Origin of the sequence: Methanoregula sp., assembly GCF_049518935.1 — an archaeon.
Taxonomy (GTDB): Archaea; Halobacteriota; Methanomicrobia; order Methanomicrobiales; family Methanospirillaceae; genus Methanoregula.
Genome location: NZ_JBEKRH010000012.1, coordinates 28,814 through 50,262 on the forward strand (window position 1 = coordinate 28,814; position 21,449 = coordinate 50,262).

22 protein-coding genes and 1 tRNA gene are annotated in these 21,449 nt (G+C 55.3%); 12 read left to right on the plus strand and 11 right to left on the minus strand.

All coding sequences use genetic code 11. The features are described 5' to 3' along the window. Positions 1 to 82: 82 nt before the first annotated feature. Entirely contained in the window at positions 83 to 1,480 is a 1,398-nt protein-coding gene (locus tag ABSE13_RS08595; protein ID WP_424028105.1) for an MFS transporter, read from the minus strand. A gap of 260 nt (positions 1,481 to 1,740) precedes the next feature. Between ABSE13_RS08595 and ABSE13_RS08600 the strand changes: the two genes are divergently transcribed. Then, the gene (locus tag ABSE13_RS08600; protein WP_424028106.1) at positions 1,741 to 2,973 is read left to right on the plus strand and encodes a BaiN/RdsA family NAD(P)/FAD-dependent oxidoreductase; all 1,233 of its coding nucleotides are present in this window, start codon (positions 1,741 to 1,743) and stop codon (positions 2,971 to 2,973) included. A 412-nt stretch (positions 2,974 to 3,385) separates the two neighbouring features. Here ABSE13_RS08600 and ABSE13_RS08605 read toward each other — a convergent pair whose 3' ends face one another. Genes ABSE13_RS08605 through hemB form a run of 5 tightly spaced genes read right to left on the minus strand, consistent with a single transcriptional unit; the run spans position 3,386 to position 7,722 of the window. Continuing rightward, positions 3,386 to 3,853: a phosphate-starvation-inducible PsiE family protein gene (locus ABSE13_RS08605; RefSeq protein ID WP_424028107.1), complete on the minus strand. Its 468-nt coding sequence runs from the start codon at positions 3,851 to 3,853 to the stop codon at positions 3,386 to 3,388. A gap of 10 nt (positions 3,854 to 3,863) precedes the next feature. Then, positions 3,864 to 4,631, minus strand: a complete 768-nt coding sequence (cobA, locus tag ABSE13_RS08610) for a uroporphyrinogen-III C-methyltransferase (protein ID WP_424028108.1) — start codon at positions 4,629 to 4,631, stop codon at positions 3,864 to 3,866. Next, entirely contained in the window at positions 4,621 to 5,511 is an 891-nt protein-coding gene (gene hemC / locus ABSE13_RS08615; RefSeq protein WP_424028109.1) for a hydroxymethylbilane synthase, read from the minus strand. Before hemC ends, cobA begins: the two co-directional genes overlap by 11 nt. Beyond that, complete coding sequence (hemL, locus tag ABSE13_RS08620; protein ID WP_424028110.1) at positions 5,502 to 6,752, minus strand: glutamate-1-semialdehyde 2,1-aminomutase; 1,251 nt, start codon at positions 6,750 to 6,752, stop codon at positions 5,502 to 5,504. The genes hemC and hemL overlap by 10 nt, the downstream gene beginning before the upstream one ends. Then, entirely contained in the window at positions 6,742 to 7,722 is a 981-nt protein-coding gene (gene hemB, locus ABSE13_RS08625) for a porphobilinogen synthase (RefSeq protein WP_424028111.1), read from the minus strand. The genes hemL and hemB overlap by 11 nt, the downstream gene beginning before the upstream one ends. Positions 7,723 to 7,966: 244 nt before the next feature. Between hemB and ABSE13_RS08630 the strand changes: the two genes are divergently transcribed. Continuing rightward, positions 7,967 to 8,476, plus strand: a complete 510-nt coding sequence (locus ABSE13_RS08630; RefSeq protein WP_424028112.1) for a type IV pilin domain-containing protein — start codon at positions 7,967 to 7,969, stop codon at positions 8,474 to 8,476. 15 nt (positions 8,477 to 8,491) lie between these two features. Here ABSE13_RS08630 and ABSE13_RS08635 read toward each other — a convergent pair whose 3' ends face one another. Beyond that, positions 8,492 to 9,223 (minus strand): flavodoxin family protein, encoded by a 732-nt coding sequence (locus tag ABSE13_RS08635; protein ID WP_424028113.1) that lies wholly within the window; start codon positions 9,221 to 9,223, stop codon positions 8,492 to 8,494. An 82-nt stretch (positions 9,224 to 9,305) separates the two neighbouring features. Here ABSE13_RS08635 and ABSE13_RS08640 point away from each other — a divergent pair, with 82 nt between their 5' ends. The 3 genes from ABSE13_RS08640 to ABSE13_RS08650 all read left to right on the plus strand — a co-directional run bounded on the left by ABSE13_RS08640 (position 9,306) and on the right by ABSE13_RS08650 (position 10,983). Next, the gene (locus ABSE13_RS08640) at positions 9,306 to 9,551 is read left to right on the plus strand and encodes a DUF2769 domain-containing protein (RefSeq protein WP_424028114.1); all 246 of its coding nucleotides are present in this window, start codon (positions 9,306 to 9,308) and stop codon (positions 9,549 to 9,551) included. Between the two features lie 80 nt (positions 9,552 to 9,631). Further along, on the plus strand, positions 9,632 to 10,315 hold the full coding sequence (locus tag ABSE13_RS08645; RefSeq protein ID WP_424028115.1) for a hypothetical protein: 684 nt from the start codon (positions 9,632 to 9,634) through the stop codon (positions 10,313 to 10,315). 68 nt (positions 10,316 to 10,383) lie between these two features. Further along, complete coding sequence (locus ABSE13_RS08650) at positions 10,384 to 10,983, plus strand: NAD(P)H-dependent oxidoreductase (RefSeq protein WP_424028116.1); 600 nt, start codon at positions 10,384 to 10,386, stop codon at positions 10,981 to 10,983. Positions 10,984 to 11,094: 111 nt separating this feature from the next. Here the strand turns inward: ABSE13_RS08650 and hemA are convergent, their stop codons facing one another. Continuing rightward, a complete protein-coding gene (hemA, locus tag ABSE13_RS08655) occupies positions 11,095 to 12,369 on the minus strand; it encodes a glutamyl-tRNA reductase (RefSeq protein WP_424028117.1) in 1,275 nt (424 codons plus the stop codon). Continuing rightward, positions 12,362 to 12,988, minus strand: coding sequence for a precorrin-2 dehydrogenase/sirohydrochlorin ferrochelatase family protein (locus ABSE13_RS08660; RefSeq protein WP_424028118.1), 627 nt, complete (start codon positions 12,986 to 12,988; stop codon positions 12,362 to 12,364). The genes hemA and ABSE13_RS08660 overlap by 8 nt, the downstream gene beginning before the upstream one ends. 246 nt (positions 12,989 to 13,234) lie before the next feature. Between ABSE13_RS08660 and ABSE13_RS08665 the strand changes: the two genes are divergently transcribed. From ABSE13_RS08665 to ABSE13_RS08685, 5 genes are all read left to right on the plus strand, one after another. Then, positions 13,235 to 13,306: transfer RNA gene (locus ABSE13_RS08665), tRNA-Gly, on the plus strand. Between the two features lie 525 nt (positions 13,307 to 13,831). Beyond that, entirely contained in the window at positions 13,832 to 14,386 is a 555-nt protein-coding gene (locus ABSE13_RS08670; protein WP_424028119.1) for a TATA-box-binding protein, read from the plus strand. A gap of 258 nt (positions 14,387 to 14,644) precedes the next feature. Continuing rightward, positions 14,645 to 14,812, plus strand: a complete 168-nt coding sequence (locus ABSE13_RS08675) for a hypothetical protein (protein WP_424028120.1) — start codon at positions 14,645 to 14,647, stop codon at positions 14,810 to 14,812. Between the two features lie 1,601 nt (positions 14,813 to 16,413). Next, positions 16,414 to 17,493 (plus strand): alkene reductase, encoded by a 1,080-nt coding sequence (locus ABSE13_RS08680; RefSeq protein ID WP_424028121.1) that lies wholly within the window; start codon positions 16,414 to 16,416, stop codon positions 17,491 to 17,493. A 710-nt stretch (positions 17,494 to 18,203) separates the two neighbouring features. After that, complete coding sequence (locus ABSE13_RS08685; RefSeq protein ID WP_424028122.1) at positions 18,204 to 18,542, plus strand: hypothetical protein; 339 nt, start codon at positions 18,204 to 18,206, stop codon at positions 18,540 to 18,542. Positions 18,543 to 18,654: 112 nt separating this feature from the next. On the opposite strand, the gene ABSE13_RS08690 is transcribed toward ABSE13_RS08685, so the two are convergent. Together ABSE13_RS08690 and ABSE13_RS08695 are read right to left on the minus strand one after the other, a co-directional pair. Next, positions 18,655 to 19,026: a hypothetical protein gene (locus ABSE13_RS08690; RefSeq protein WP_424028123.1), complete on the minus strand. Its 372-nt coding sequence runs from the start codon at positions 19,024 to 19,026 to the stop codon at positions 18,655 to 18,657. Further along, positions 19,023 to 19,283 (minus strand): hypothetical protein, encoded by a 261-nt coding sequence (locus ABSE13_RS08695; protein ID WP_424028124.1) that lies wholly within the window; start codon positions 19,281 to 19,283, stop codon positions 19,023 to 19,025. Before ABSE13_RS08695 ends, ABSE13_RS08690 begins: the two co-directional genes overlap by 4 nt. A 154-nt stretch (positions 19,284 to 19,437) precedes the next feature. On the opposite strand from ABSE13_RS08695, the gene ABSE13_RS08700 reads away from it, so the two are divergent. Together ABSE13_RS08700 and hisH are read left to right on the plus strand one after the other, a co-directional pair. Continuing rightward, on the plus strand, positions 19,438 to 20,850 hold the full coding sequence (locus ABSE13_RS08700; RefSeq protein WP_424028143.1) for a phosphoadenosine phosphosulfate reductase domain-containing protein: 1,413 nt from the start codon (positions 19,438 to 19,440) through the stop codon (positions 20,848 to 20,850). After that, entirely contained in the window at positions 20,828 to 21,433 is a 606-nt protein-coding gene (gene hisH / locus ABSE13_RS08705) for an imidazole glycerol phosphate synthase subunit HisH (RefSeq protein WP_424028125.1), read from the plus strand. The genes ABSE13_RS08700 and hisH overlap by 23 nt, the downstream gene beginning before the upstream one ends. The last annotated feature ends 16 nt before the right edge of the window (positions 21,434 to 21,449 follow it).

A 21,449-nucleotide genomic window follows, 5' to 3' on the forward strand; every position in this document is an offset into this window, starting at 1 on the left:
GTTTTTTAATAAGATTCTGATAGTACCGGCTCATCGCGGTTATCCGTCACGGTTAATCACAACCCATGCCGGGCGTGTGATCTCACCGATACCCGGATCCGGCGAACGGGGCATGGATGGAACCCCGCACGTAGGATGCCACGACACCGGCAATGCAGAGCAGCGTGAATACCAGAAATGCAACGACCGTGCTCTCGATCAGCGCCGGATATACTGCCGGCGTGATGGCTGCCGCACCGATGAAGATCGAGAAACAGAACATCGCGATCGCCATGGAGAGCACCTGGCCGAGCGACCGCATCGTCGCAACCATGCCGGAGGCAATGCCGAGGTACTTCTTGTCCACCGAACTCATGATCGCGTTGGTGTTGGGCGAGGAGAAGAACGCGTAACCAAGACCGAGGATCATAAGTGAGGTAATGATCAGGTACAAGGGTGTTTCCGGGCCAAGGAAGATGAAAAATGAGAGCCCGAGGGTAGTGATCGCCATACCTATGGTTGCCACGACCTGTGGTTCCACCCGGTCCGAGATCTTCCCGGCCACGGGCGAAAGGATCGTCTGGACGAGCGGCTGCGCGATAAGGATGAGTCCGGCAGTCTCGGCAGAAAATCCTTTGATGTACTGGAGGTAGAGGGAGAGCAGGAAACCGACACCATAGGTTGCACCGTAGTTGATCATAGCGGCGATATTCGAATAGGTAAACGTGCGATTCGCGCTGAAGATTCCCAGGTCAAGGATGGGATAACTGCATCGTTTCTGCCACCAGACATAGAGTCCCGCCCCGATGACAGCGGCTACTATCCATGCGAAACCGGTAAGATCCGGCAGCAGCAGCATGCCTAAAATCCCGCAGAAAAGTGTGGAACCGTAGATCACGGAACCATAAACATCAAACGGTTCTCCCCGGGCACCCGCCCATTCGTGGGGAATATACACCAGGGTTAACAGGATAGTCGCAATCCCGAGCGGAACGTTGATAAGAAAGATTGCCGGCCAGCCGAAATGATCGGTAAGGAAGCCGCCGAGGAACGGGCCGACGGAGAGCCCGGCATAGACCGTTGCTATCGTGATCCCGAGCGCCCAGCCCCGCTCTCCCGGCCCGTAGACCTGCGTGACGATTGCAACTGAGGTGGCAAAGAGCATCGCGCCGCCAATACCCTGGCAGAACCGCGCCACGATCAGCAGGCTTTCGGTCGGTGCAAGAGCGCACGCAAGCGAGGCAAGGGTGAAGATCGCGACCCCAATGATGAAAATCTTCTTCCGGCCGCGGATATCCCCCAACCTGCCGAACGGGACTATGAAGAGCGCTGCTGATATAATGTACGCAGACGTGATCCAGCCAAGGGTTACCGCGTCGACGTGGAACTGCGCAGCCATCGCGGGCAGGGCAACTGTGATGGACGAGCCCGTGTAGGGAACAAGGAAGGATGCGAGCGATGCGACCAGGAGGATGACGGACTTTTCCCGCGGGCTGATCATGAGTATTCCGGGGTCTGCACCGGTACGGATTAAGGTATTGAATTCCTGCCGGACTGCGTGTCCCGTACCGTGAGTGGAATCCCGGGTGGGCAGCCATACATGGGAGATATCTGATAGTGGTTCCCGGCCTGAAGTACCCCGTCCGTGCAGGCCGTGCAGCTGGTTACTCCGGCTGGACCGGAAATGTCGTGCAAGGGCGATATATGTAAGAGACTACATCGCGATGTACCTGTGAGGGGATCGCAATAGGTGAATATGACGTGGCCATCATCGGTGCCGGGCCGGCCGGACTGTTCTGCGCGATTCATGCTGCTGCCCCGGGCCGTCGTGTTGTCCTGTTCGAGAAGAATACGGAGCCGGGAAGAAAACTCCAGCTTGCCGGGTCCGGGCAGTGCAACATTACCCACGCAGGGGAGATCCCGGCATTTCTTACCCGCTACGGCAACCATGGCCGGTTCCTGAAGCCGGCACTGATGGGTTTTTCCAACGCGGCTCTCGTCCGGTTCTTTACAGATCATGGACTTGCAATGGTGACCGAAGAGAACGGCAAAATTTTTCCGAAGACCCGGTCATCGGCCGATGTACTCCGGCTCCTCACGCAGGAATGTGGTGAACATGGCGTGGAGATCCGGTGCGGGGAGCCGGTAACCGGTCTCACAAAAGCTGTCGATACATTTTCGATAACAACGGATAAAGGCACGTACCGCGCTACAAACCTTGTCATCACTACCGGTGGTGCGTCATACCCGAAGACCGGGTCTGCCGGTGACGGCTACCGGCTCGCTGCCACCCTTGGCCAGCCGGTAACAGAGATTACACCGGCGCTGGCCCCGCTGCTGGTCCGCCCTTTCCCGTTTGCGAGCCTCTCCGGCATCTCGTTCGAAGGGATGCGGTTCTCGGTCTGGCGTGACGGGAGGAAGATCTCGGACCACACCGGCGATGTCCTCTTCACTCACCTCGGGCTCTCCGGCCCGGGCATCCTCGATGCATCGCGTGCGATCCGGCCTGGTGACGTGATCAGGCTCTCGTTTGTTGGTGCTATGCGACGCGAGGAATTTGCCGCTGATATTGCGAAGCGTGCCGCTGATAACACCGGCTGGCAGGTAAGCACGATCCTTGCGAAGTACCCGATCCCGGAGCGGCTGAACCGGAAACTGCTGAAACTCTCCGGGATCCCGGAAGACCTGAAGTGCTCCCAGTTCTCAGCAGAAAAAAGGAACGCCCTGATCGCAAACTGCACGGAGTTCCCGCTTGCTGTTGAGAGACTCGGGGACTTTGCGATCGCGATGGCAACCCACGGGGGCGTTGCACTCGATCAGGTTAATCCAAAGAATATGGAGTCGAAGCTCGTGCCCGGCCTCTTCTTTGCCGGGGAGGTACTCGACATCGATGGCGATACCGGTGGCTATAATTTACAGGCCGCGTTCTCGACAGGCCACTGTGCGGCGGTGGGGATTGGGAAGAGAGCGGATACGGGAGTAAAGAAGAGTTAACGTTACCGGCAGGTTCACGGATCGAATGATAGAGGAGGCTCTCTCACCCTAAAAATCCGGGCATTTTAAGGGCCCGGTTTGCCAATCCGGAGGACAGATTTTCGGTACACGCGCAAAAAAAGGTACACTTTTACACACTTTTTTCAAATACGTGTTTTCCGCGCGATTCATAGCAGTCAGAGCATATTACGTGGCGATGTAAAACGCTAACGTACGCTTTTGGGAGGCGAAACTTGAGGGAGGTGGGGGGTAAGTATGTGGCAGTTGAAAAAAACCTCTGTTTTGTTTGTCCGTAGTCCGGGCCGGGACCACGGATATTCCTGATGATGAATAAGCCGGGTATAAAATTCTGCAAATCTGCGTTCAATTCAATCGTAAAAAAATGAAAATGCTGTTGCCCGCCGGGCACCGCTCAATCTTTCCCGTGCAGACCCTTTGGCCCGAACGTGACCCCGGCCTTCTTGATCATGTAATAAGCGCCGGAAAGGCCGATAATCACGACACCGATACCGATCAACTCGAATCCATCGTTCGGCCCTGGGTTGAGCAGGATCACTTTCCGGGCTACGGCGATGATTGCCAGGAGAACCACGATCTCGACATGGATCGCATTCTCCCGGAAGTACTCCATCATCGTATCGAGCAGCTCGATCCCGATCAGTACCAGCAGGACAGTACCTAACACATTCGTCAGCCCCTCGGACTGGAGGAGCCCGGGGGTAGGCACGGGGGGAGGCACGGAGGTAATAGCATTCGTCACGGAAAGTTGCAGGACCCATACAAGTTCTCCCAGCGCAAAGACAAGAAACACCATAAGCACCACGATGAGCGCACCGTAGCAGAACTTCTCAAACTTTCCAACAAATTCCAACAGGTTCATTGTTCACTCCTTATCCATAGGGTATCAGATCCGGCAGGGCCGGGTCATAGAGGTTCACCACGTCGCCGATAACGATTACGGCCGGGGGTTTCACGCCGGCATTCTTCGCCGCATTTGCAATGGTTTCAAGGGTGCCGGCAGTCACCCGCCGGTCTTTCCGCAGGCCCCGCTCGATAATTGCAACTTTGGTGTTCGAGCTTTTCCCGTGCTTCACCAGGACTGCGGCGATCTTTGCAAGGTTCGCAACACCCATAAGGATGACGATGGTACCCCGGCTCCGGGCAAGCAGCTCCCAGTCGAGCGCAGGCTCGGGCTTGATCGGGTCCTCGTTACCGGTCAGAATAGTTACCTGCGAAGCGTACTTCCGGTGCGTGAGCGGGATACCGACCGAAGCCGGGACAGCAAGGGCACTCGATATACCAGGCACCATCTCCACCGGGATCCCCGCAGCCCGCACGGTCCCGAGCTCCTCGCCGCCCCGGCCGAAAAGGAACGGGTCCCCGCCCTTGAGCCGGACCACAATCTTTCCTTTCTTTGCCCGGTCCACCATAAGGGCCTCGATCTCGTCCTGCTCGCGATTGTGCTTTCCGCCAAATTTCCCGCAGTCGATCTTCTCGGCCCCTGCCGGCAGGGAGGCCAGGATCTCAACACCCGGCAGCTGGTCGAAGAGTACAACCTCGGCCTTGTCGATGACCGCCCGGCCCCGCTGCGACAGGAGTCCTTCGCCACCCGGCCCCGAACCCACCAGATACACTTTACCTCTTGTGCTACGTTTCATGCGTAATCCCCAGTTGCCGGTATGCTTCTTCAATGAGGTCCCCGGCCTTACCCCGGAGTTTTTTGCCTTCTTCACGGGCCTGCTCGATTGTTCTGACGTCCACTTCGATCCGCTCTGTCCGCTGGCCGTCAAGCGAGAGCACTTCCGCGATGAGGTGGCCGGCACGGCAGTAGATGCCAAGGGGCGTATAGCACCCGCCGCCCAGCTGCTCCATAACGGCACGCTCGATCAGCACGTCGGTCCGGGTCTGCGGGTTATCAAGCGCGGAGAGTACCTCCATCAGGGAGGGGTCGGCCCTGCTGACCACGGCCACCGTTCCCTGATTGGGAGACGGGACAAACTTCTCCGGGGGGAACCGCTCGCCCGGTATGCGGATCCCGAGCCGGGTCAGGCCTGCCTCGGCAAGGACGATCGCATCGTATTCACCGGCTCCCATCTTCCGTATACGGGTGTCCACATTTCCCCTGAGTTCTTTGATCCGGATATCCGGGTCGTGGCGGAGGAGCTGGGCGCGCCTCCGGGTGCTCGAAGTACCGATGGTCCTGACTCCGGAAAGTGAGCAGGTATGGGCGAGATAATCCGCAGGCGAATCACGTTTCAGGATAGCTGCTGTGAAGAGGCCGCTCGGGCGGTAGGCAGGGATGTCTTTCATGCTGTGCACCGCACAATCGATGTCACCGGCAAGAATAGCATCATCGAGCGCCCGGACAAACACCCCCTGCCCGCCTATCTCGTGCAGGGGCACCTGCGTAGAAGTATCGCCCTGCGTTGTGATGATCACTTTTTCTGTACCGATCCCGAGAGCAGTGAGTTTCTTTATCACGGTCTCTGTCTGCACAAGGGCAAGCTTACTCCCCCGGGTCCCGATCTTTATCGACATTGTGTGTACGCCTGTGCCAGTGCGGCGAGATCCTGGTCGTTATGCGCTGCGGAGAGGAAGTTTGTCTCAAACTGTGACGGGGGAACGAAGATGCCGGCCCTGAACATTCCCTGCCAGAAAGTGCCAAATGCTGTGGTATCGCATTCCTTGACTTCCCGGTAATTCTGCGGTGGCGTGTTCCGGAAGAAATACTTGAACATCGAGCCGAGCCGGACAAATGAGCCGCCGTCTTTACTGCCGATCGATTCTTCGAGCGCCCGGGTTTTCCCCTCAAGATCGCGATAGATCGTAGAGTGATTATGGAGATGCCGGATGGTCGCGATGCCGGCGGTCAGCGAAAGCGGGTTGCCGGAGAAGGTCCCGGCCTGGTACACCGGACCCTGCGGTGCCACCAGTTCCATGATCTCCCTGCGCCCGCCAAAGGCGCCGATGGGGAGACCTCCGCCAATAATCTTGCCGAGCGTAGTAAGATCCGGCTTTGTGCCGTACTTCACCTGGGCCCCGCCGATCCCGACCCGGTATCCCGTGATCACCTCATCGAAGATCAGGATTACGTCATGCGCTTTTGTGATCTCCCGGATGTCCCGCAGGTAATTGTCCCGCGGCAGGACTGGCCCGATATTGCCGAGCACCGGTTCGATAATGAGCGCCGCAACATCGTTGTGGGCAGAGAGCACGGACTCGAGTGCTTCGGGATCGTTGTAGGGCACCTGCCGGGTGTGGGCCACCAAGTCGGCAAGGACACCTGCAGAATCCGGGACGCCCATCGTTGTCGCACCGGATCCGGCTTTTACGAGCACGGCATCGTGCGCACCGTGGAACCCGCCTTCGATCTTCACGATATCCTTCTTACCGGTAAAGCCGCGAGCAAGCCGGATCGCGGCCATCGTTGCTTCCGAGCCGCTCGAAACAAACCGGACCATGTCCATGCCGGGATGGTCCCCCGTGACCAGTTTTGCGAATTCCGGTTCGAGCGGGGAAGGTGTTCCATAGAGCCACCCGCTCTCCAGCTGGCCAGCGATTGCCGTCCTGATTGCAGGGTGCACATGGCCGAGGATCAGCGGCCCGTACGCCATGCAGCAGTCGATGAGCGTTGTCCCGTCGACCGTTGCAAGGTGTGCCCCGGCAGCTGATGTGGTGTAGAACGGGTATGGTCGGATTGCCCGCACCGGACTGCTCACGCCGCCCGGCATCAGGAGCTTTGCTTCAGCGAAGAGCTCGCTGCTGGACTTATGATTCATCGAGCCACCCGGCAACATCGCCAGCAAAATACGTGATGATCAGACCGGCGCCCGCACGCTTGATGCAGGTGAGGCTCTCAAGCACGGTCTCCTTCTCATTCAGCCACCCGTTGGCGGCCGCGCTTTTAATCATCGAGTACTCGCCGCTTACCTGATACGCGGCCACCGGCAGGCCGAGCGTTGCGATCTCTGAAAGAACGTCGAGATAGAATCCCGCGGGTTTCACCATCAGGATGTCCGCGCCTTCGTTGACATCCATCTGGGACTCCATAAACGCCTCACGACTGTTGCCGGGATGGATCTGGTACGTGGTCCGGTCACCAAACGAGAAGCCCGAATCGGCCGCTTCCCGGAACGGGCCATAGAGGGCAGAGGAGAACTTGGTGGAGTAGGACATGATCAGGACTTCCTCGAACCCCTCGTCATCCAGAGCAGTGCGGATGGACCTGACCATCCCGTCCAGCATGCAGGACGGTGCAACGATATCAGCCCCGCTCGCCGCGTGGCTGATGGCGATTTTATTCATCAGCGCGAGAGACGGGTCATTAAGCAGGTCGGGACCGCAGCGTGTCTCACCGACAATACCGCAGTGGCCATGATCGGTATATTCGCAGGCACAAACATCCGTGATGACGACCATGCCGGGCACTTCTGTCTTAACCCGCCGTACTGCCTGCTGCACAACCCCTTCAGGATCGTACGCGGAACTGCCTTCCGCGTCCTTCTCCTTTGGGATTCCAAAGAGCAGGATCGCCCGGATTCCTTTCTTCCAGAGCCCGGCTGCCACGTCACCGATACCATTTACGGGATACCGGAACTGGCCGGGCATTGCCTCGATAGTCCGGGGGGATGTGATGAGTTCGTCCACAAACAGAGGGGCGACCAAATCATTTCTTGAGAGCCGGATCTCCCGCAGGAGCGGCTGGATATTCCGGGACCGTGCCCTCCTCATACGTCGTTCGGGAAACATGCTGTTCTGGCCACCTCCAGATTACTGACTGACTGGTTGAATACATTTTTTTAAATCCATCGTATTTATGGTTACAGTATCCGGTATCTGCCGGAGATTTTACAAAGGAAATCCTGCCGGGTCCTACGGGTGAGGCACGACTACAGTAGAGGTATCCCGTGAAACCGGCCCTCACTAAAGGGGGAAAGTCCCGGTGATGCGGTCCGTGTATTTTTTTATCTTCCACGTAGTTATAATGAACAACATGCCGCTTCTCCAGGGACCACGGTTCGGTTTTTCCGGGCTCTTTTCCGTGATGCTGATCATCCTGCTGGTGGTGATGCTGATTGGTATTGTCGCAGCGATGCTTTTTGGCACAGTGAAGATTCCGGAGAAGAGTGCCTACTTCAGCCCGGCAGCAGAGGACATCCATATCGATGGAAAAGAAGTGATCCGCATCGAGCACCGGGGAGGGGATGTGCTCAGCCTGAATATATCCCGGGGCACGGAAACCTCATATTCCATCGCCGTTTTTGTCCAGATACCCTCCTCGATGGCGGAAGTCCGTGTCGCCCCTTCCACACGATCAATGTTCTATCGGCAGGGAGATGCGATCTATGTATATCATACCATCGCCGGCTATTTCCTGTCCGACACGGATGCCGCTATCCACCCGGACCGGGATGTTTTCCCTGAAACGACCGCATTACAAGCTCATATCGTCATCGTGGACCGGGTCGCAAACGTATCGATCGCCCGGCTGGGCCCGTTCTGATGTCGGGTCCCGGGTTCACCGGCTTGCCATCTCTTCGGCTGCATGCCGCTTGAGGGCACAGGCAAGCCGGAGGGCGCTGGCCACAAGGTTCCGGAGGTCTTCCTGGGTATACCGGTTGCCTTCAATCTGGCCCCAGTCCTTGGTCGTATCTTCATCATTTTCCCCAACCCAGGACGCGATCGCAACCTCGGGGATATGGAACCCGACCCATGAGAGGAAATTCAGCAGGTTGCCAGCCACATGCTGGATGCCGTCCACATGGCCGATGATGATCATACCGGCGACCTTGTCGGTGATCAGCCGGTTCCCAAACCACGAGTACTGGTTCTCGATGCAGTTCATGCGCTCGACAAATTTCTGGATGAGCGCAGAATGGTTGTTCCAACGGATCGGTGTTGCAAGGATCAGAATATCGCAGGCCAGTACCTCATCATACACGCGCTGCATCTGGTCGTCAGGATACTTGAGGGAACTCTGGCAGGGATACGTGCAATAATCCGGGTTCTCGGAATAGTTGCCTTCACATTCGTAAATCCGGAGATCCTTGAGACGGATGAAATCGGTTTGGCATCCGAGATTCCTGTACTGCGCAAGGGCAGAATCGAGCAGGCGCTCGGATTTGCTCATCTCCGGTTGCTGGCGGCTGGATCCCGAGATGCCGAGCACCCGGATCTCGCGACAGATGCTCCGGTCAGGGATCGGGACGATATTGATACCAAACTTCCTTCCGACAAGTGGCGCAGGCATGATTTAATTATGATGGAGCAGGCGATAATCTACTTATTGATCCGCAGGATCCATGAGAAGCATGCAGAACCGGGTGGGGAAAATGACGAATACGAATCTTCAGGCAGTCATTGTAGAGAACCGTAAGAGGTGTATCTGCGAGCCCTGCCCGAGCTACAATGAATGCATGCGGGCCGGGGACCGCCTTCTGTTCTGTATTACCGGTAAGACCGGGAACTGTACGTTTGGCATGAAAGGCTGCTCCTGTCCCACATGCCCGTTCCGGAAGGCCCGCAGCTTCAAAAAAGCGTATTACTGCATCCGTGGATCTGAAGAGGAGCAGGTATAGCAGCACGGCAACAGGGCAAGGGCGATCAACAGCACACAAAATAACCATCTTTTTTATACCGGCCGTAACGACCATGTACCATGAAAGATTCCCTGGTCCTGGCTTCTGTCCTGCTGGTCTGTGCTGCACTGGCGGGTGCAGCCTGCACGTCCACGACATCACATGCATCTTCCGGCCTGTCCTCTCAGGTTACTCAGACTTCTGCCGCACTTTCAGTCCCGCTTGCGTCCCTTGCCCTTACACCTCAGGATATTCCGGCAGGGTACGTGCTCACGGAGAGCCGGGCAAAGAATAGTTCTGAAGTGGGTAAACTCGCCATCAGCCTTGGCTGGCAGGAAGGATATGTTGTCCAGTATACCAACAATACCGTAGGATTCGGGAATTCCACCGGAATCATGCAGACCATCACACCGTATCCAACGAACAATATCCCCGGCATTATCAACATCATAAGCACGCAGGAACAGTCCGACAAGGACATGACATTTACCGCTATCCCGGCCCCGACAGGAATAGGTGATACAAGCGGGGGTTACGTGGGCAGGGCACATGCCGCATCGGCAGTCAGACAGGAGGATGGAAGTAGTTCCTTATCCAGCACGCTCTTGTCAGGGGAATCCATGCATACCGACGTAAAGCAGGATGTGGCCGAAGTCTATTTCGCCAGGGGCGGGATATTAGAAGTAATACGGGTGACAGGAGCCGGTGCCGATGCGGCGATCATAACAGAACTCGCCCGGAAAGCAGTTGCAAAGATTCCCTGACCGGGCTCACCCTTTTTATTGTTGGCACCCTATCAGAACTGATCAGGAGCATATAACGGAGAGTGAATATGGAATTCAAGGATATCGTCATGCAGCGGTATGCGACGAAACAGTTCGACGGGAGGATGATCGAAGAGGCAAAACTCTTTGCTCTCCTTGATATCATCCGCTATTCGCCGTCAGCATTCAACCTGCAGCCCTGGAAGATCAAGGTGGTCACGGCCAGCAAGATCAAGGCAAACCTCCGCCCGCATGCAAACGACCAGCCCCAGATCACCAGCTGCTCGCACCTGCTGGTATTCTGTGCCAACGCGGAGCTGGAGCCTCTGGTCGACAAGGTCGTAGACGGAATGCGATCGGGCGGCATGGCGGCTGATACGGTCAGACAGTACGAGGCAATGATGAAGGGCTATGTCGCTTCCATGAACCCGGAGCAGCGCATGTCCTTTGCCCGGGAGCAGATCCATATTGCTCTCGCAAACGCGGTGAACGGTGCCAAGTCGCTCGGGATTGACTCATGCCCGATGGGAGGCTTTGACCCGGCCGCTTTTGCCGAAGTCCTGTTTCTTCCGGAAGAATATGTCCCGGTCGTACTCTGCGCAATCGGGTATGCTGCCGATACCCCGCCTCCCAAGTGGCGCCTGCCCCGGGAAGAGGTATTTTTCTGATTTTTCCCGTAGAAATCCATATTTTGATTTAATTGTTATCAGATTTTTTGGACCGGACGTCCAGGGCACCACAAAAAATGCAATTAAAAAAAACTGCCGTTCGCTCTGCCTTTATTCCTTCTCCCGTTTGTCCCGGAGAGGATCCCCCGTAGTAAGCGCCTTCATGAGGGCCTGTGCAGCGGGCATATCCCCCTCTTCTGCGCTTGAACGGATGGAGAACGTTGCGTCGGTCAGCAGTTTCCGGGTGAGGACACGGGTGAGATCATCGACAATGGCGGCGGTCTTTTCATTAGATGCACCAAGCCGCGCAAGGGCCCGCTCCCGTTCCCGTACCCGCACGGTCTCTGCCCAGATATGGAGCGCACCGAGCAGCTCATCGGCATTTTTCCGGTTGAGATGGCGGAGAAAGATACCGAGCTCGGCCTCGACAAACCCGTGGGCCCGGTCCGCTTCTGCTTTGCGGGTGCTCATGGTTTGCTCGTTGACCGTGCGAAGATCATCGATCGTAAAGAACCGGACACCGTCAATCGTCCCGGCACCGTCTTCCACGTCCCGTGGCTGGGCAATATCAATGAGAAGCAACGGGCGGGGATGGCCGTCCACCGGCCAGCACCGGTCCTTCATCGCCCGGGCCAGATCCTGCTTATGGATGACCGGGTGCGGGGCGGAGGTGCAAGAGATCACCACGTCCGAGAGGGTGATGTAATGGTACAAGTCGCTCATCCGCACCGCCTTACCGCCTATCTTGTTTGCGAGGATCTCTGCCCGGCCATACGTGCGGTTCGCAACGTACATGGCAGTGAGTTTCTTTGCTGCCAGGGCCTGGGCGACAAGGAGCCCCATCTCACCGCTGCCGACTACGAGGATATGCCTGCCGTCAAGCGTTCCGAGCTCGGCTTCGGCCAGCTGGACTGCAGCAGACCCGACCGAGACGGCACCGCGGTTGATCATGGTGCGCCTCCTGACATCAATCCCGACATGGATCGCCTTGTTGATGCAGGTCTCAAGGAGACTGCTCGCCGTGCCGGATTCCTGTGCAGCAGTCAGTGCTTTCCGGAGCTGCCCGAGGATCTGGTCCTCGCCCACGATCATCGAGTCGATGCCGGAGGCCAGGGCAAAAAGATGGCGCAGGGCCCCGTTCCCGTCATGGATGAAATAATCGTTCCGTCCGAACCCGTCAAGGAATTCCCGTAGGGAGGTCTGGTCTCCCTCAACCACCACTTCCACCCGGTTGCAGGTCTGGAGGAGGAGGACTCCGGCAAACCGCTCCCTGGCTGCGGCAAGGAATTCTTCTTCGCCCGCGAACCGGAACGCCTCGATGGTTGTCACATTTGCCGTGTGATGGCTGACCCCGGCAATCGCAAGCGGCACAACCGGGTCATTCATGCAGGTACCTCCTCTGTACGTCGTCCCATGCCAAGCCGGGATTGGTCAGCAGCGTTTCCCATACCGCATGATCCTCCAGCACATTCCAGAGAACTGCCGTCCGCCGGGCCTGGTCGGGCTCGCTTTCCCTGAGCACTTCCCGCAACCGGCCCTGGAGATCGATCATCTTATCCAGCGCAGGAAAATCCTCCTCGATACGCTCGCGTATGAACCGGGAGATCGCCGGGCTGGCTCCCCGGGTGCTGACGGCGATCGTATAATTCTCTCCTCCGGTCACTGCCGGCAGGATCACATCACCGGGTTCGCCGTCCGCGTTATTGAACAGGATCCCAATCGCCCTGCATGCCTTCCCGATCCGGTTATTGGTGGCGGGGTCGGAGATTGCAGCAATAACAAGGAACGCTCCCGAGAGAAGCAATGCAAGCTGCCTGCCCGTCACCGTCGCGAGATCGAGTTCAACGCGTTTAACGTCCAGTCCGTCAACGGCTGGTACGAACGACCGGCTCACGATCGTCACATCCGCCTTCCCTGAAAAATAGGCAGCCTTCCGTGCGGCCACGTCTCCCCCACCGAAGATCACAATGCGCCTGCCGGAACAGTCCACAAAGAGAGGGATCATCTGTTATTAGATAGAGCGATAGCGTTACATTAAGATTCTGGAATGTTCGAGGGGTTCATCAGAAGCCCGAGAAAGAGAAGAACCGCAAGGTTCTTCGAACGGCCGCAGCACATGCCCACTGCAGTACCGCAGAAATTCCGGGACACAGGCTTTCCCGCATTCAGCCATGACGGAGCACATCCGAACTGCATCCCTGACGGTTCGATATGCTTAAATCGTTTGAATTCCCACATTGTAGAGCACACTGCGCCGATAGTGTAGTGGTTATCACTAGGCGTTGCCAACGCCTAAACCCGGGTTCGAGTCCCGGTCGGCGCATCCGGGCCTGGAGTTCGATTCTCCGTCATATGTGTCAAATAACGGCACATATCTGTTCTGTCCCTGATGAGCCAGGGGAAACTCTTTTGCGTTCAATCTGTTTCCGCCAGAGTATGCCAGTAACTCCATTCATAAAGCTTAACCTGCTGGACTCATTTATTCTCGCGATGCCTGCCCCATCAATGCGTTCCATCCTGGAATCCAGGCAGCACATTCCTCGTGCAGGGATTATCCCTTTCCCTGGGAGAGGACACGGGTTGATGTACCAGTTCGCGGAGGAGGTTGTCCGCGCAGTGACCGTGTTTCTGGAACAAATTTCTCATTGATAATTTGTATAACGGATCAAAGAACCGCCGCAGTACGGGCTGATATTGATCAGGTGATGTCCCGGAATTTCTCCCGTCATCAGGATATCCGTTTTGTTTTGAGAAGATGCAGCTCTGATAATGCCGGTGCAGATAATAGGTACATGCTATAAAGGTTGTCCATTAGTCTTATGGTTCGGAGAAAATCATAGGATAGAAGATGGCTGATAAAAAATACGAATCATTGAAGATTGAGAATATCGTTGCATCCGGTGTCATAGCCGGTTCCATCGATCTTGTTGAATTGTCAAATAAGGTCAAGAACTGCGAACTCAATAAGAAACGTTTCCCCGGTGCAGTATATCGTATCGCGGATCCCAAAATTGCGTGCCTGATCTTTTCATCAGGCAAGATAGTGCTGACCGGCATTCGTAACAATAAGGCGCTTGCCGACGGACTTGCTATCGTCGTCAGCTCGTTAAAAGAGGCGGGCATCGAACCGCTCAAAGAGCCCAAAGTTGCGATCACGAATATGGTCTGTTCATACGATCTGGGCAGATACATCAATCTCAGCAAGTTAGTAGTCACGCTCAATGTCGAAAATATCGAGTACGAACCCGAACAGTTCCCCGGGCTGGTATACCGGATCAAAGATCCCAAGATCGTAGTTCTTATCTTCTCTTCAGGAAAGATCATTCTCACGGGAGGCAAGAACCTTGAAGATATCAAGAGGGGGCTTGATGTGCTCGAACAGAAACTCGAAAGCATCATGTAAATGGGAAAAACAGCAAATTTTTTTTTGCCAGTGTTGATGTGGCAAATAGAAATAAAGCCGGTTTGTGGCAGGGTAGTGTATGATAGGTTCCCCAAAGCCAAAACACCGGAAATTCCGGATTGATGCACAGTTTGCAACAACTGGACATGGGTTTCCACTATTCCACACTATAGTGGCGGGCACTGACAGGGAATTAAAAAATCACACCGGAGAAAGGAGTCGTACAGGTTGGATCGCCAACGAGGGGAAGTAAATGAAATGACCGCAACGCGCATCGAAACCGGAACCCCCAGGGATGACGCACGGGGATTCTCCAAAGACCTCTTTCCCGGCTGGCTGGTGCGGGAAGAGAACCCGCACTGCCTCCACAATATCATATCACGGGAGAAAAACGAGGGAAATACCCAAAACCTGATCCAACCGTGACTGGACAACGGTTATCATATCAGTGTCGTGATGCCCCGGCCCATTATGCAGCACATCCTCAAAAAATTCCCGTGCATACCCTTCTTTGAGTATTTCCCGGACGAGTACGTGGACACTGTGGAGGCCTGGCACTGCCCGGTGCGGAGTCAGGTCGGTGTATCAAACCCCGGCTGGAGTCCGTTGAAGCAGGATAATTTCTTTGGAGTCCCTTCCGTCACCGTTTCACCACGCCCCTGCCGTGGCGTTATCCCGACCTGATCGAATTACTTTATCATGGAGAATTATCACTGGGGTCTACGTATAAGAACTCCAACCGTGTTATACCGAAAGACCCGATGGAGTGCGATACTTCCCTCACACTCTGCAAAGGACCGGACTGTCCGAAGTATGATGGCGGCAGGTGTTTCATGATATATCGGGTCGGAAAACAGGGTCCGGTATACATCTCAGCAACTTATTCAGAGAACCCCGCCATGCATTTCCGGGGGCGTTTCTCTGCGCTGATGAAAGTATGTGGCAGATGAAAATCGTGGAGATACGTTGATTGCAACCCGTTATCGGACATCATGTAGAAGGTTATAATAATAGTGAAAAAACATTACCAGATTGTATGTCACGTACCTATTGTCCTCCATTTGAGATTGTGGTGGCACTCCTTTTGTTGATCCTGTTTTCGATCGGTATGATCATGCATGCTTTATGGGTTTTATCACAGCGCAGTCCCAGTGCAATCTCCCCAATGACGTATTTCTTTTTTTTGTCATTTGTCGCAGTTATCGTGATTTCCGGTTCCATTCTCGTTCATATGTTATTCCCAAAGCGTATGCTCTTCCCACCACCCTGCCTATAATTTTTTTTAATTTTCTATGAATTTCATTCAATTAATAAATATAAATTAATTAGATATATTTTCAACGCCATTTTTTTCTGAATGATTTTGTCCTCTTCACATCATGGTTCCGGATTGTGCATTGAGGTGAAGAAACAGATATGTTTGCAGATCGCTGACCCCATCCCAATTGAATTTTACGATTCCAGCCCACCCCTTCGGGGACCGCCGAAGGAGATGGAGAAGTGAGAACATCCCGGGTCTCATCTATTCGGGATTCAACAGTTCGAAGATTGAAATCTTCTCCAATCACCCCTCGCTGATTTGAGAAGGCTGAATTCGAGGCGTTTTGCGCAGAGGGCATCACTATACGGGATGTTCGATCAATAACCACATGCATTTTCAATCAATATCCTCTGCATAAAAGTATCAAAATCCGATTAACTTATTTTGTTTAACAAAATCCAGTCCAGCCAAGTATGAACAATCGTGATCAATCCTGCCGATCGCGTTTGAAAAAAACCAAACGACCCAACTGATCGCGATTTATATTTTTCAAGCAGGATCTGATAGAACATTTTTGGGCAAGGTCTGGCTGAAAAAAGTTAAATGGATCTCAAGTACTTCGAGCAGGATCGTGACAGAGTCATGCCGGCCTGTCCGACCCCCTCCCGGATGCCAGCTTCCATCTTTTCATTTTTTGTAAACAGGGAAAGAGACTTTGCCTGCCACAACCGGATGTGGTAAAAACGATGATGGAGTTGACGTAACTATGAGTCTGTTGTCCGGATATACTCTTGGCGAACTTACGCTTTCGAACCGTATGGTCATGGCCCCCATGACCCGCTGCCGTGCAATCAATGGAAACGTCCCGGGGCCGTTAACGGTCACGTATTACCGGCAGAGAGCCTCGGCAGGACTCATCATCACCGAGGGGTCCCAAGTGAGCCCCATGGGGGTCGGTTTCCAGCGGACTCCCGGGATTCACTCACCGGATCAGGTGGCCGGGTGGAAGGACGTGACCGGAGCCGTCCACAAATCCGGCGGGAGGATCTTCCTCCAGCTCTGGCACGTGGGGCGGATGTCCCACCCGGATTTTCTTGGAGGTGCACTTCCGGTCGCCCCGTCAGCTCTTCCCGTTGGTGAAGAGATCCATACCCCCTCCGGCGCGAAGAAGGAGATCCCAGTCCCCCGTTCCCTCGGCATCGATGAGATCCACGGCATCATCGACCAGTTCCGCGTTGGGGCGATTAATGCAATGGCAGCGGGTTTTGACGGCGTTGAGATCCACGGTGCAAATGGTTACCTGCTGGATCAGTTCCTGCGGGATGGTTCGAACCGGAGGACCGACACGTATGGCGGTAGCGTGGAGAACCGGGCACGCCTCCCGCTGCAGGTTGCCGGGGCCGTAGCCAAAGTCTGCGGCGGAAAACGGGTAGGGTACCGGATCTCACCGCATTTCCTGTTCCATGCTATGGCGGATTCAAACCCGCAGGAGACATTCTCCTGCCTTGTCGAGGGGCTGAACAGGACAGGTATCGGGTATGTCCACCTTATCGAGCCTGTCGGGGGCAGGACACCGGTCCCGGCAGCCGGAGACCGGCTGGCTTCCGTCATCCGGGCGAAATTCGATGGAACGCTCATACTCAACGGGGGATATGATGAGCAGAGCGGGACGGCGGCAGTTGAGGAAGGGGGCACTGACCTCATCGCGTTTGGAGCCCCGTTCCTTGCCAACCCGGATCTTCCCGAGCGGTTCCGCAGGCATGCCCCCCTGAACCGGGAGGACGCTGCAACGTTCTATACCGGCGAAGAAAAAGGATATACCGATTATCCGGCGCTGGGAGAATAAACAGGGGCTTTTCAGCGCCGGTCATACCATGAGAGCCGGAATCTTCAGGTCTGCATGCCCGGCGCCTGGTTTTTTAATCCGATCCCGGGCTGGTTCTGATCGTTATGTCCTAGTTTTTAAAAAAAACTGCCAAATGCTTTTTTCAATAGTTTCATCCCGTAAATCCGGTACTACGGAATCAAGTGAGAATCCAAAAACAATATTCTAAAAATAGTGTTCGTGTTATGTGCAAAGATTACTTCTTCTTTGCTGCTGCCGCCTTCTTTACGGGCTTTTTTGCTTCCGGCTTCTTTGCCGCCGCCTTCTTTGCTGCTGCCATGTTGGTATCCACCTCCTACCGGAAAGGGTTATATTTTCTCTTAATTTGTCTATTAATAAATATTTTGGTCGCAATGGCATTTTGAGGCCCAGAAATGCACATAACCACTACTTTCTTCATTGCAAATGGCCACTATCCATGCAAGAACGGATTATCAAAGCAATACATCACGAAATGCGCAATCCTTCAAATTTCGCTCTGATTTAAAAAATGGCGCCGATTTATAGGAATTACGTTCAGGGACTGACCATATTCTCCGGGGAGGGACGCGCATTTTCCGGGATTTTGCAAAGCCCTCCCGCGGGTTCCTGCCCGCACGTGCAGGATCTGATCGTTTGCACTCAGGAACGCTACGGTAACCTTTATCCACCTCCGCGTCATCCGTAAAACTATGAAAAAGCAGTTCATGCTGGGCCTTGTCGGGGCAATCCTTGGGATTATAACGGCCATCTTCGTCATTCTCTCTGCCACCAGCAGCGACCAGACTCTTTCCGGTGTGCAGGCAGCACTCTTCTCAAGCATGGGACTGATGGGAGCGGCAATCGCCAACAAGGAGACACGGTTCGCCGGCTGGATGCTGCTCCTGTCAGCGGTATTCATCACCCTCTCGGCCCCGGTCGCAGGTACCTTAAACCTGCTCTTCCTCTACATGCCAACAGTCGTTATCCTCGGGATTACGGCGATTCTTTGTTTCATGGAACCGGAAAAGGAAATGGCAGATCCGGAATAATACCGGAAATCTGCACTTTTTTTTACGCGGGAAAAGAACCGGCAAGGCGAAAACCCGGTGTACCATGCCTGATTTTTCCGAATACAAGTACTCCGGATCAAAAAGAGAGGGGTTAATTTTCTTCTTGCGGTTCGGTTTCAGTACCTGCTCCAGGGTTTGCCTGGCAGTATGATTCATGACGGGTCCGGTCAAGAATGATCCGTGCTATTGCACTATTCGCAACCACGACCACACCGTAGAAAAAGAGGGTATGAATAACAAAGGTTGCATACTGGCTGCCTCCAGTAGACAGGAACCCGTTGATCCCAAAGAGGATAACTGCAACGGTTATCGCACTGACACTGATCAATATTGCACGTGTTGCCGTAAACATACGGCTGCGGATATCCGGGAATATCAGGAGCCCTAGAAACGCCAGTGCCCCAAAACCAACACCGATTGCGAGGAGGAGCCAGATGAGAATATCCCAGAAGAGCGGCATCATGTGCTTTCACCCCAGGAGAAACTGATCAGCGCAAGGATGACCGAGTAAAAGATCAGCGCAAGGATCACCGTCAGATCCAAGGCGATCAGGGTACCAAGGGCAATGCTCAGGCAGAGACCGGCTGCGCCGGCGGCAGTAACCGCTACCAGGGCCGCAACATAGCGATCATACCGGGTCTTTGTCCACAACACGCGTATGAGTGCCCCGGCAGTCAGGAGCAGAAGGCAGAGGGTGGCCAGCAGCCAGGTGTCTATCATTATCCTGTAATGGTGGGGAAGATTGGTATATATCCATACTGCCCCGGCATTCATGGGCCTGCCATGGTTTTTGACCCGTCATTTCCGGCAGGCACATACCCGCCGGTTCCGGTACGCGTTTGTTTTTATTCCAAAAGTGACAATGAATACAGAGATGCCCCCGTCATATCTTGGCAAAATCCTGCTCCGTTGGTGTGATGCCTGCCATACCCCTGTCCTCTCCCGGACCTGTGCCTGCGGTGCAGAGACCCGCGAGGTGCCTGTTACCCCTCCCGGGGATGCACGCCCGGCATTTCCGGAGGACATTGCACTAATCAACCGGATTTATGAAGATCATTTCGGCGCCCCGCTCATACCGGATGGCCAGATCGTCCTTCTCAACAAGGTGCCCGACCAGGACCGGATGGAAGAGGTGATCGTGGGCGGGGGGATTGCCGGGATCATCCGGTATTTCCCCAAAGACCGGCACTGGGAGCCGGTCCCGCGGCCGGAAGCCGGCCGGCTCTTTACCCCTGCAAAACGGTTTGTCGTGGTCAGCGACGATGCAGTCCCGTTCATCCGCAACCAGGGGATGAGCGTGCTCGCCCCCGGGCTCGTATCAATTGAAGATCATGTCAGGGCAGGGGACGAGGTATTCATACTTACACAGGATGGGAGCTGTATCGGTGTCGGACGGGCAAAAGTCGATGCAGCAACCGCCCGTTCCATGGCGAAAGGATCCGTAGTACGGACCCGTCGGAATATCGCCTCGCAGCTGACTCCCGGCAACGCCTCGTGGGACGATGTCGTGCGGGCAAACACAAAGGTGCTCACAGCGGCTGAATCGGAAGCGGTTGCGTTTGTTCGGGCGGTTGCCGGAAGGAACCCGGGGCTTGTCGCAAACGTCTCCTATTCAGGGGGAAAGGACAGCCTTGCTACGCTCCTCGTGGTCCTTAAAGCGGTCGGGCCGGTACCTCTGCTCTTTGCCGATACGGGTCTTGAATTCCCGGAAACCTATGCAAACATCAGGGAAGTGTCGGAGAAGTACGACCTCGAAGTACTCAGGACAAACGGCATCAATACATTCTGGGAGACGTTCGCAGAGCAGGGTCCGCCGGCTGTGAATGCCCGCTGGTGCTGCAAGGTCTGCAAGCTGACACCGGTCACGAACATGATCCGGGAGCGCTGGGGGAAGTGCCTATCCTTCATCGGCCAGCGAAGATACGAATCTGCGGCCCGGGCACAGAGCGAACGGGTCTGGCGCAACAGGAATGTCCGGATCCAGCTCTCCGCTGCTCCGATCCACAACTGGACCGCCCTCCATGTCTGGATGTATATCATGAGGGAGAAGGCACCCGCAAACGTCCTGTACATGCACCACCTGGATAGGATCGGTTGTTTCATGTGCCCGTCAAGCGATATGGCATTGATTCACATGATCGCGGAGGACTACCCGGAACTCTGGCAGGACTGGACAAAGCACCTGGCCGGCTGGCAGGAGTCGCAGGGGCTTCCCGCGGATTGGATTACCGAAGGAAAGTGGAGACTCAAAGAAGGGAGCAGCGATGATGCAGATAGCCATTATTGATTACGGCCTTGGCAACCTTCGCAGTGTCATGAAGGGCCTTGAGAAGGCAGGAGCGCACGCTGCTATCACCTGCGATGCGCACGAGATCGCCGCTGCCGACGGGCTTGTGCTCCCGGGGGTCGGTGCATTCCACGAGGGTATGGACCAGCTCGGGCCCCTCAAGGACCTGATCATCGAATCTACCCGGGACGTCCCGCTTCTCGGCATCTGCCTGGGTATGCAGATGCTCATGGAGACGAGCGAAGAGCATGGGATCCACCAGGGCCTGGGCCTTGTTCCGGGCAGGGTAACACGGTTCCCGCGGGTCTACGGGTTCAAAGTCCCCCACATGGGCTGGAATTCCCTTGCGATCGAACAGCCGGACAACCCGCTCCTTTCCGGTCTCGGGCCTGCTGAATACGTATACTTCGTCCATTCCTATTATGCCGATACCCTGCCGGAATACACGCTCACTTCTACCCGGTACATCTGCCCCTTTGCCTCCGCGGTACAGAACGGCAATGCGTACGGTGTCCAGTTCCACCCGGAAAAGAGTGGCGCTGTCGGCCTCCGCATGCTGGAGAATTTCATTGGCATGATCTGAAGGTATCCCGGAATAT

Coding starts and splice junctions, on each gene's coding strand:
- ABSE13_RS08645 (WP_424028115.1), top strand. CDS start 9,632: ATGAAAGATTCCCTGGTCCTGGCTTCTGTCCTGCTGGTCTGTGCTGCA.
- ABSE13_RS08680 (WP_424028121.1), top strand. CDS start 16,414: ATGAGTCTGTTGTCCGGATATACTCTTGGCGAACTTACGCTTTCGAAC.
- ABSE13_RS08675 (WP_424028120.1), top strand. CDS start 14,645: ATGACCGCAACGCGCATCGAAACCGGAACCCCCAGGGATGACGCACGG.
- ABSE13_RS08605 (WP_424028107.1), bottom strand. CDS start 3,853: ATGAACCTGTTGGAATTTGTTGGAAAGTTTGAGAAGTTCTGCTACGGT.
- ABSE13_RS08700 (WP_424028143.1), top strand. CDS start 19,438: ATGCCCCCGTCATATCTTGGCAAAATCCTGCTCCGTTGGTGTGATGCC.
- hemB (WP_424028111.1), bottom strand. CDS start 7,722: ATGTTTCCCGAACGACGTATGAGGAGGGCACGGTCCCGGAATATCCAG.
- ABSE13_RS08660 (WP_424028118.1), bottom strand. CDS start 12,988: ATGATCCCTCTCTTTGTGGACTGTTCCGGCAGGCGCATTGTGATCTTC.
- hemL (WP_424028110.1), bottom strand. CDS start 6,752: ATGAATCATAAGTCCAGCAGCGAGCTCTTCGCTGAAGCAAAGCTCCTG.
- hisH (WP_424028125.1), top strand. CDS start 20,828: ATGATGCAGATAGCCATTATTGATTACGGCCTTGGCAACCTTCGCAGT.
- hemC (WP_424028109.1), bottom strand. CDS start 5,511: ATGTCGATAAAGATCGGGACCCGGGGGAGTAAGCTTGCCCTTGTGCAG.
- ABSE13_RS08670 (WP_424028119.1), top strand. CDS start 13,832: ATGGCTGATAAAAAATACGAATCATTGAAGATTGAGAATATCGTTGCA.
- ABSE13_RS08685 (WP_424028122.1), top strand. CDS start 18,204: ATGAAAAAGCAGTTCATGCTGGGCCTTGTCGGGGCAATCCTTGGGATT.
- ABSE13_RS08650 (WP_424028116.1), top strand. CDS start 10,384: ATGGAATTCAAGGATATCGTCATGCAGCGGTATGCGACGAAACAGTTC.
- hemA (WP_424028117.1), bottom strand. CDS start 12,369: ATGAATGACCCGGTTGTGCCGCTTGCGATTGCCGGGGTCAGCCATCAC.
- ABSE13_RS08635 (WP_424028113.1), bottom strand. CDS start 9,223: ATGCCTGCGCCACTTGTCGGAAGGAAGTTTGGTATCAATATCGTCCCG.
- ABSE13_RS08640 (WP_424028114.1), top strand. CDS start 9,306: ATGACGAATACGAATCTTCAGGCAGTCATTGTAGAGAACCGTAAGAGG.
- ABSE13_RS08630 (WP_424028112.1), top strand. CDS start 7,967: ATGCCGCTTCTCCAGGGACCACGGTTCGGTTTTTCCGGGCTCTTTTCC.
- ABSE13_RS08690 (WP_424028123.1), bottom strand. CDS start 19,026: ATGATGCCGCTCTTCTGGGATATTCTCATCTGGCTCCTCCTCGCAATC.
- ABSE13_RS08695 (WP_424028124.1), bottom strand. CDS start 19,283: ATGATAGACACCTGGCTGCTGGCCACCCTCTGCCTTCTGCTCCTGACT.
- ABSE13_RS08595 (WP_424028105.1), bottom strand. CDS start 1,480: ATGATCAGCCCGCGGGAAAAGTCCGTCATCCTCCTGGTCGCATCGCTC.
- cobA (WP_424028108.1), bottom strand. CDS start 4,631: ATGAAACGTAGCACAAGAGGTAAAGTGTATCTGGTGGGTTCGGGGCCG.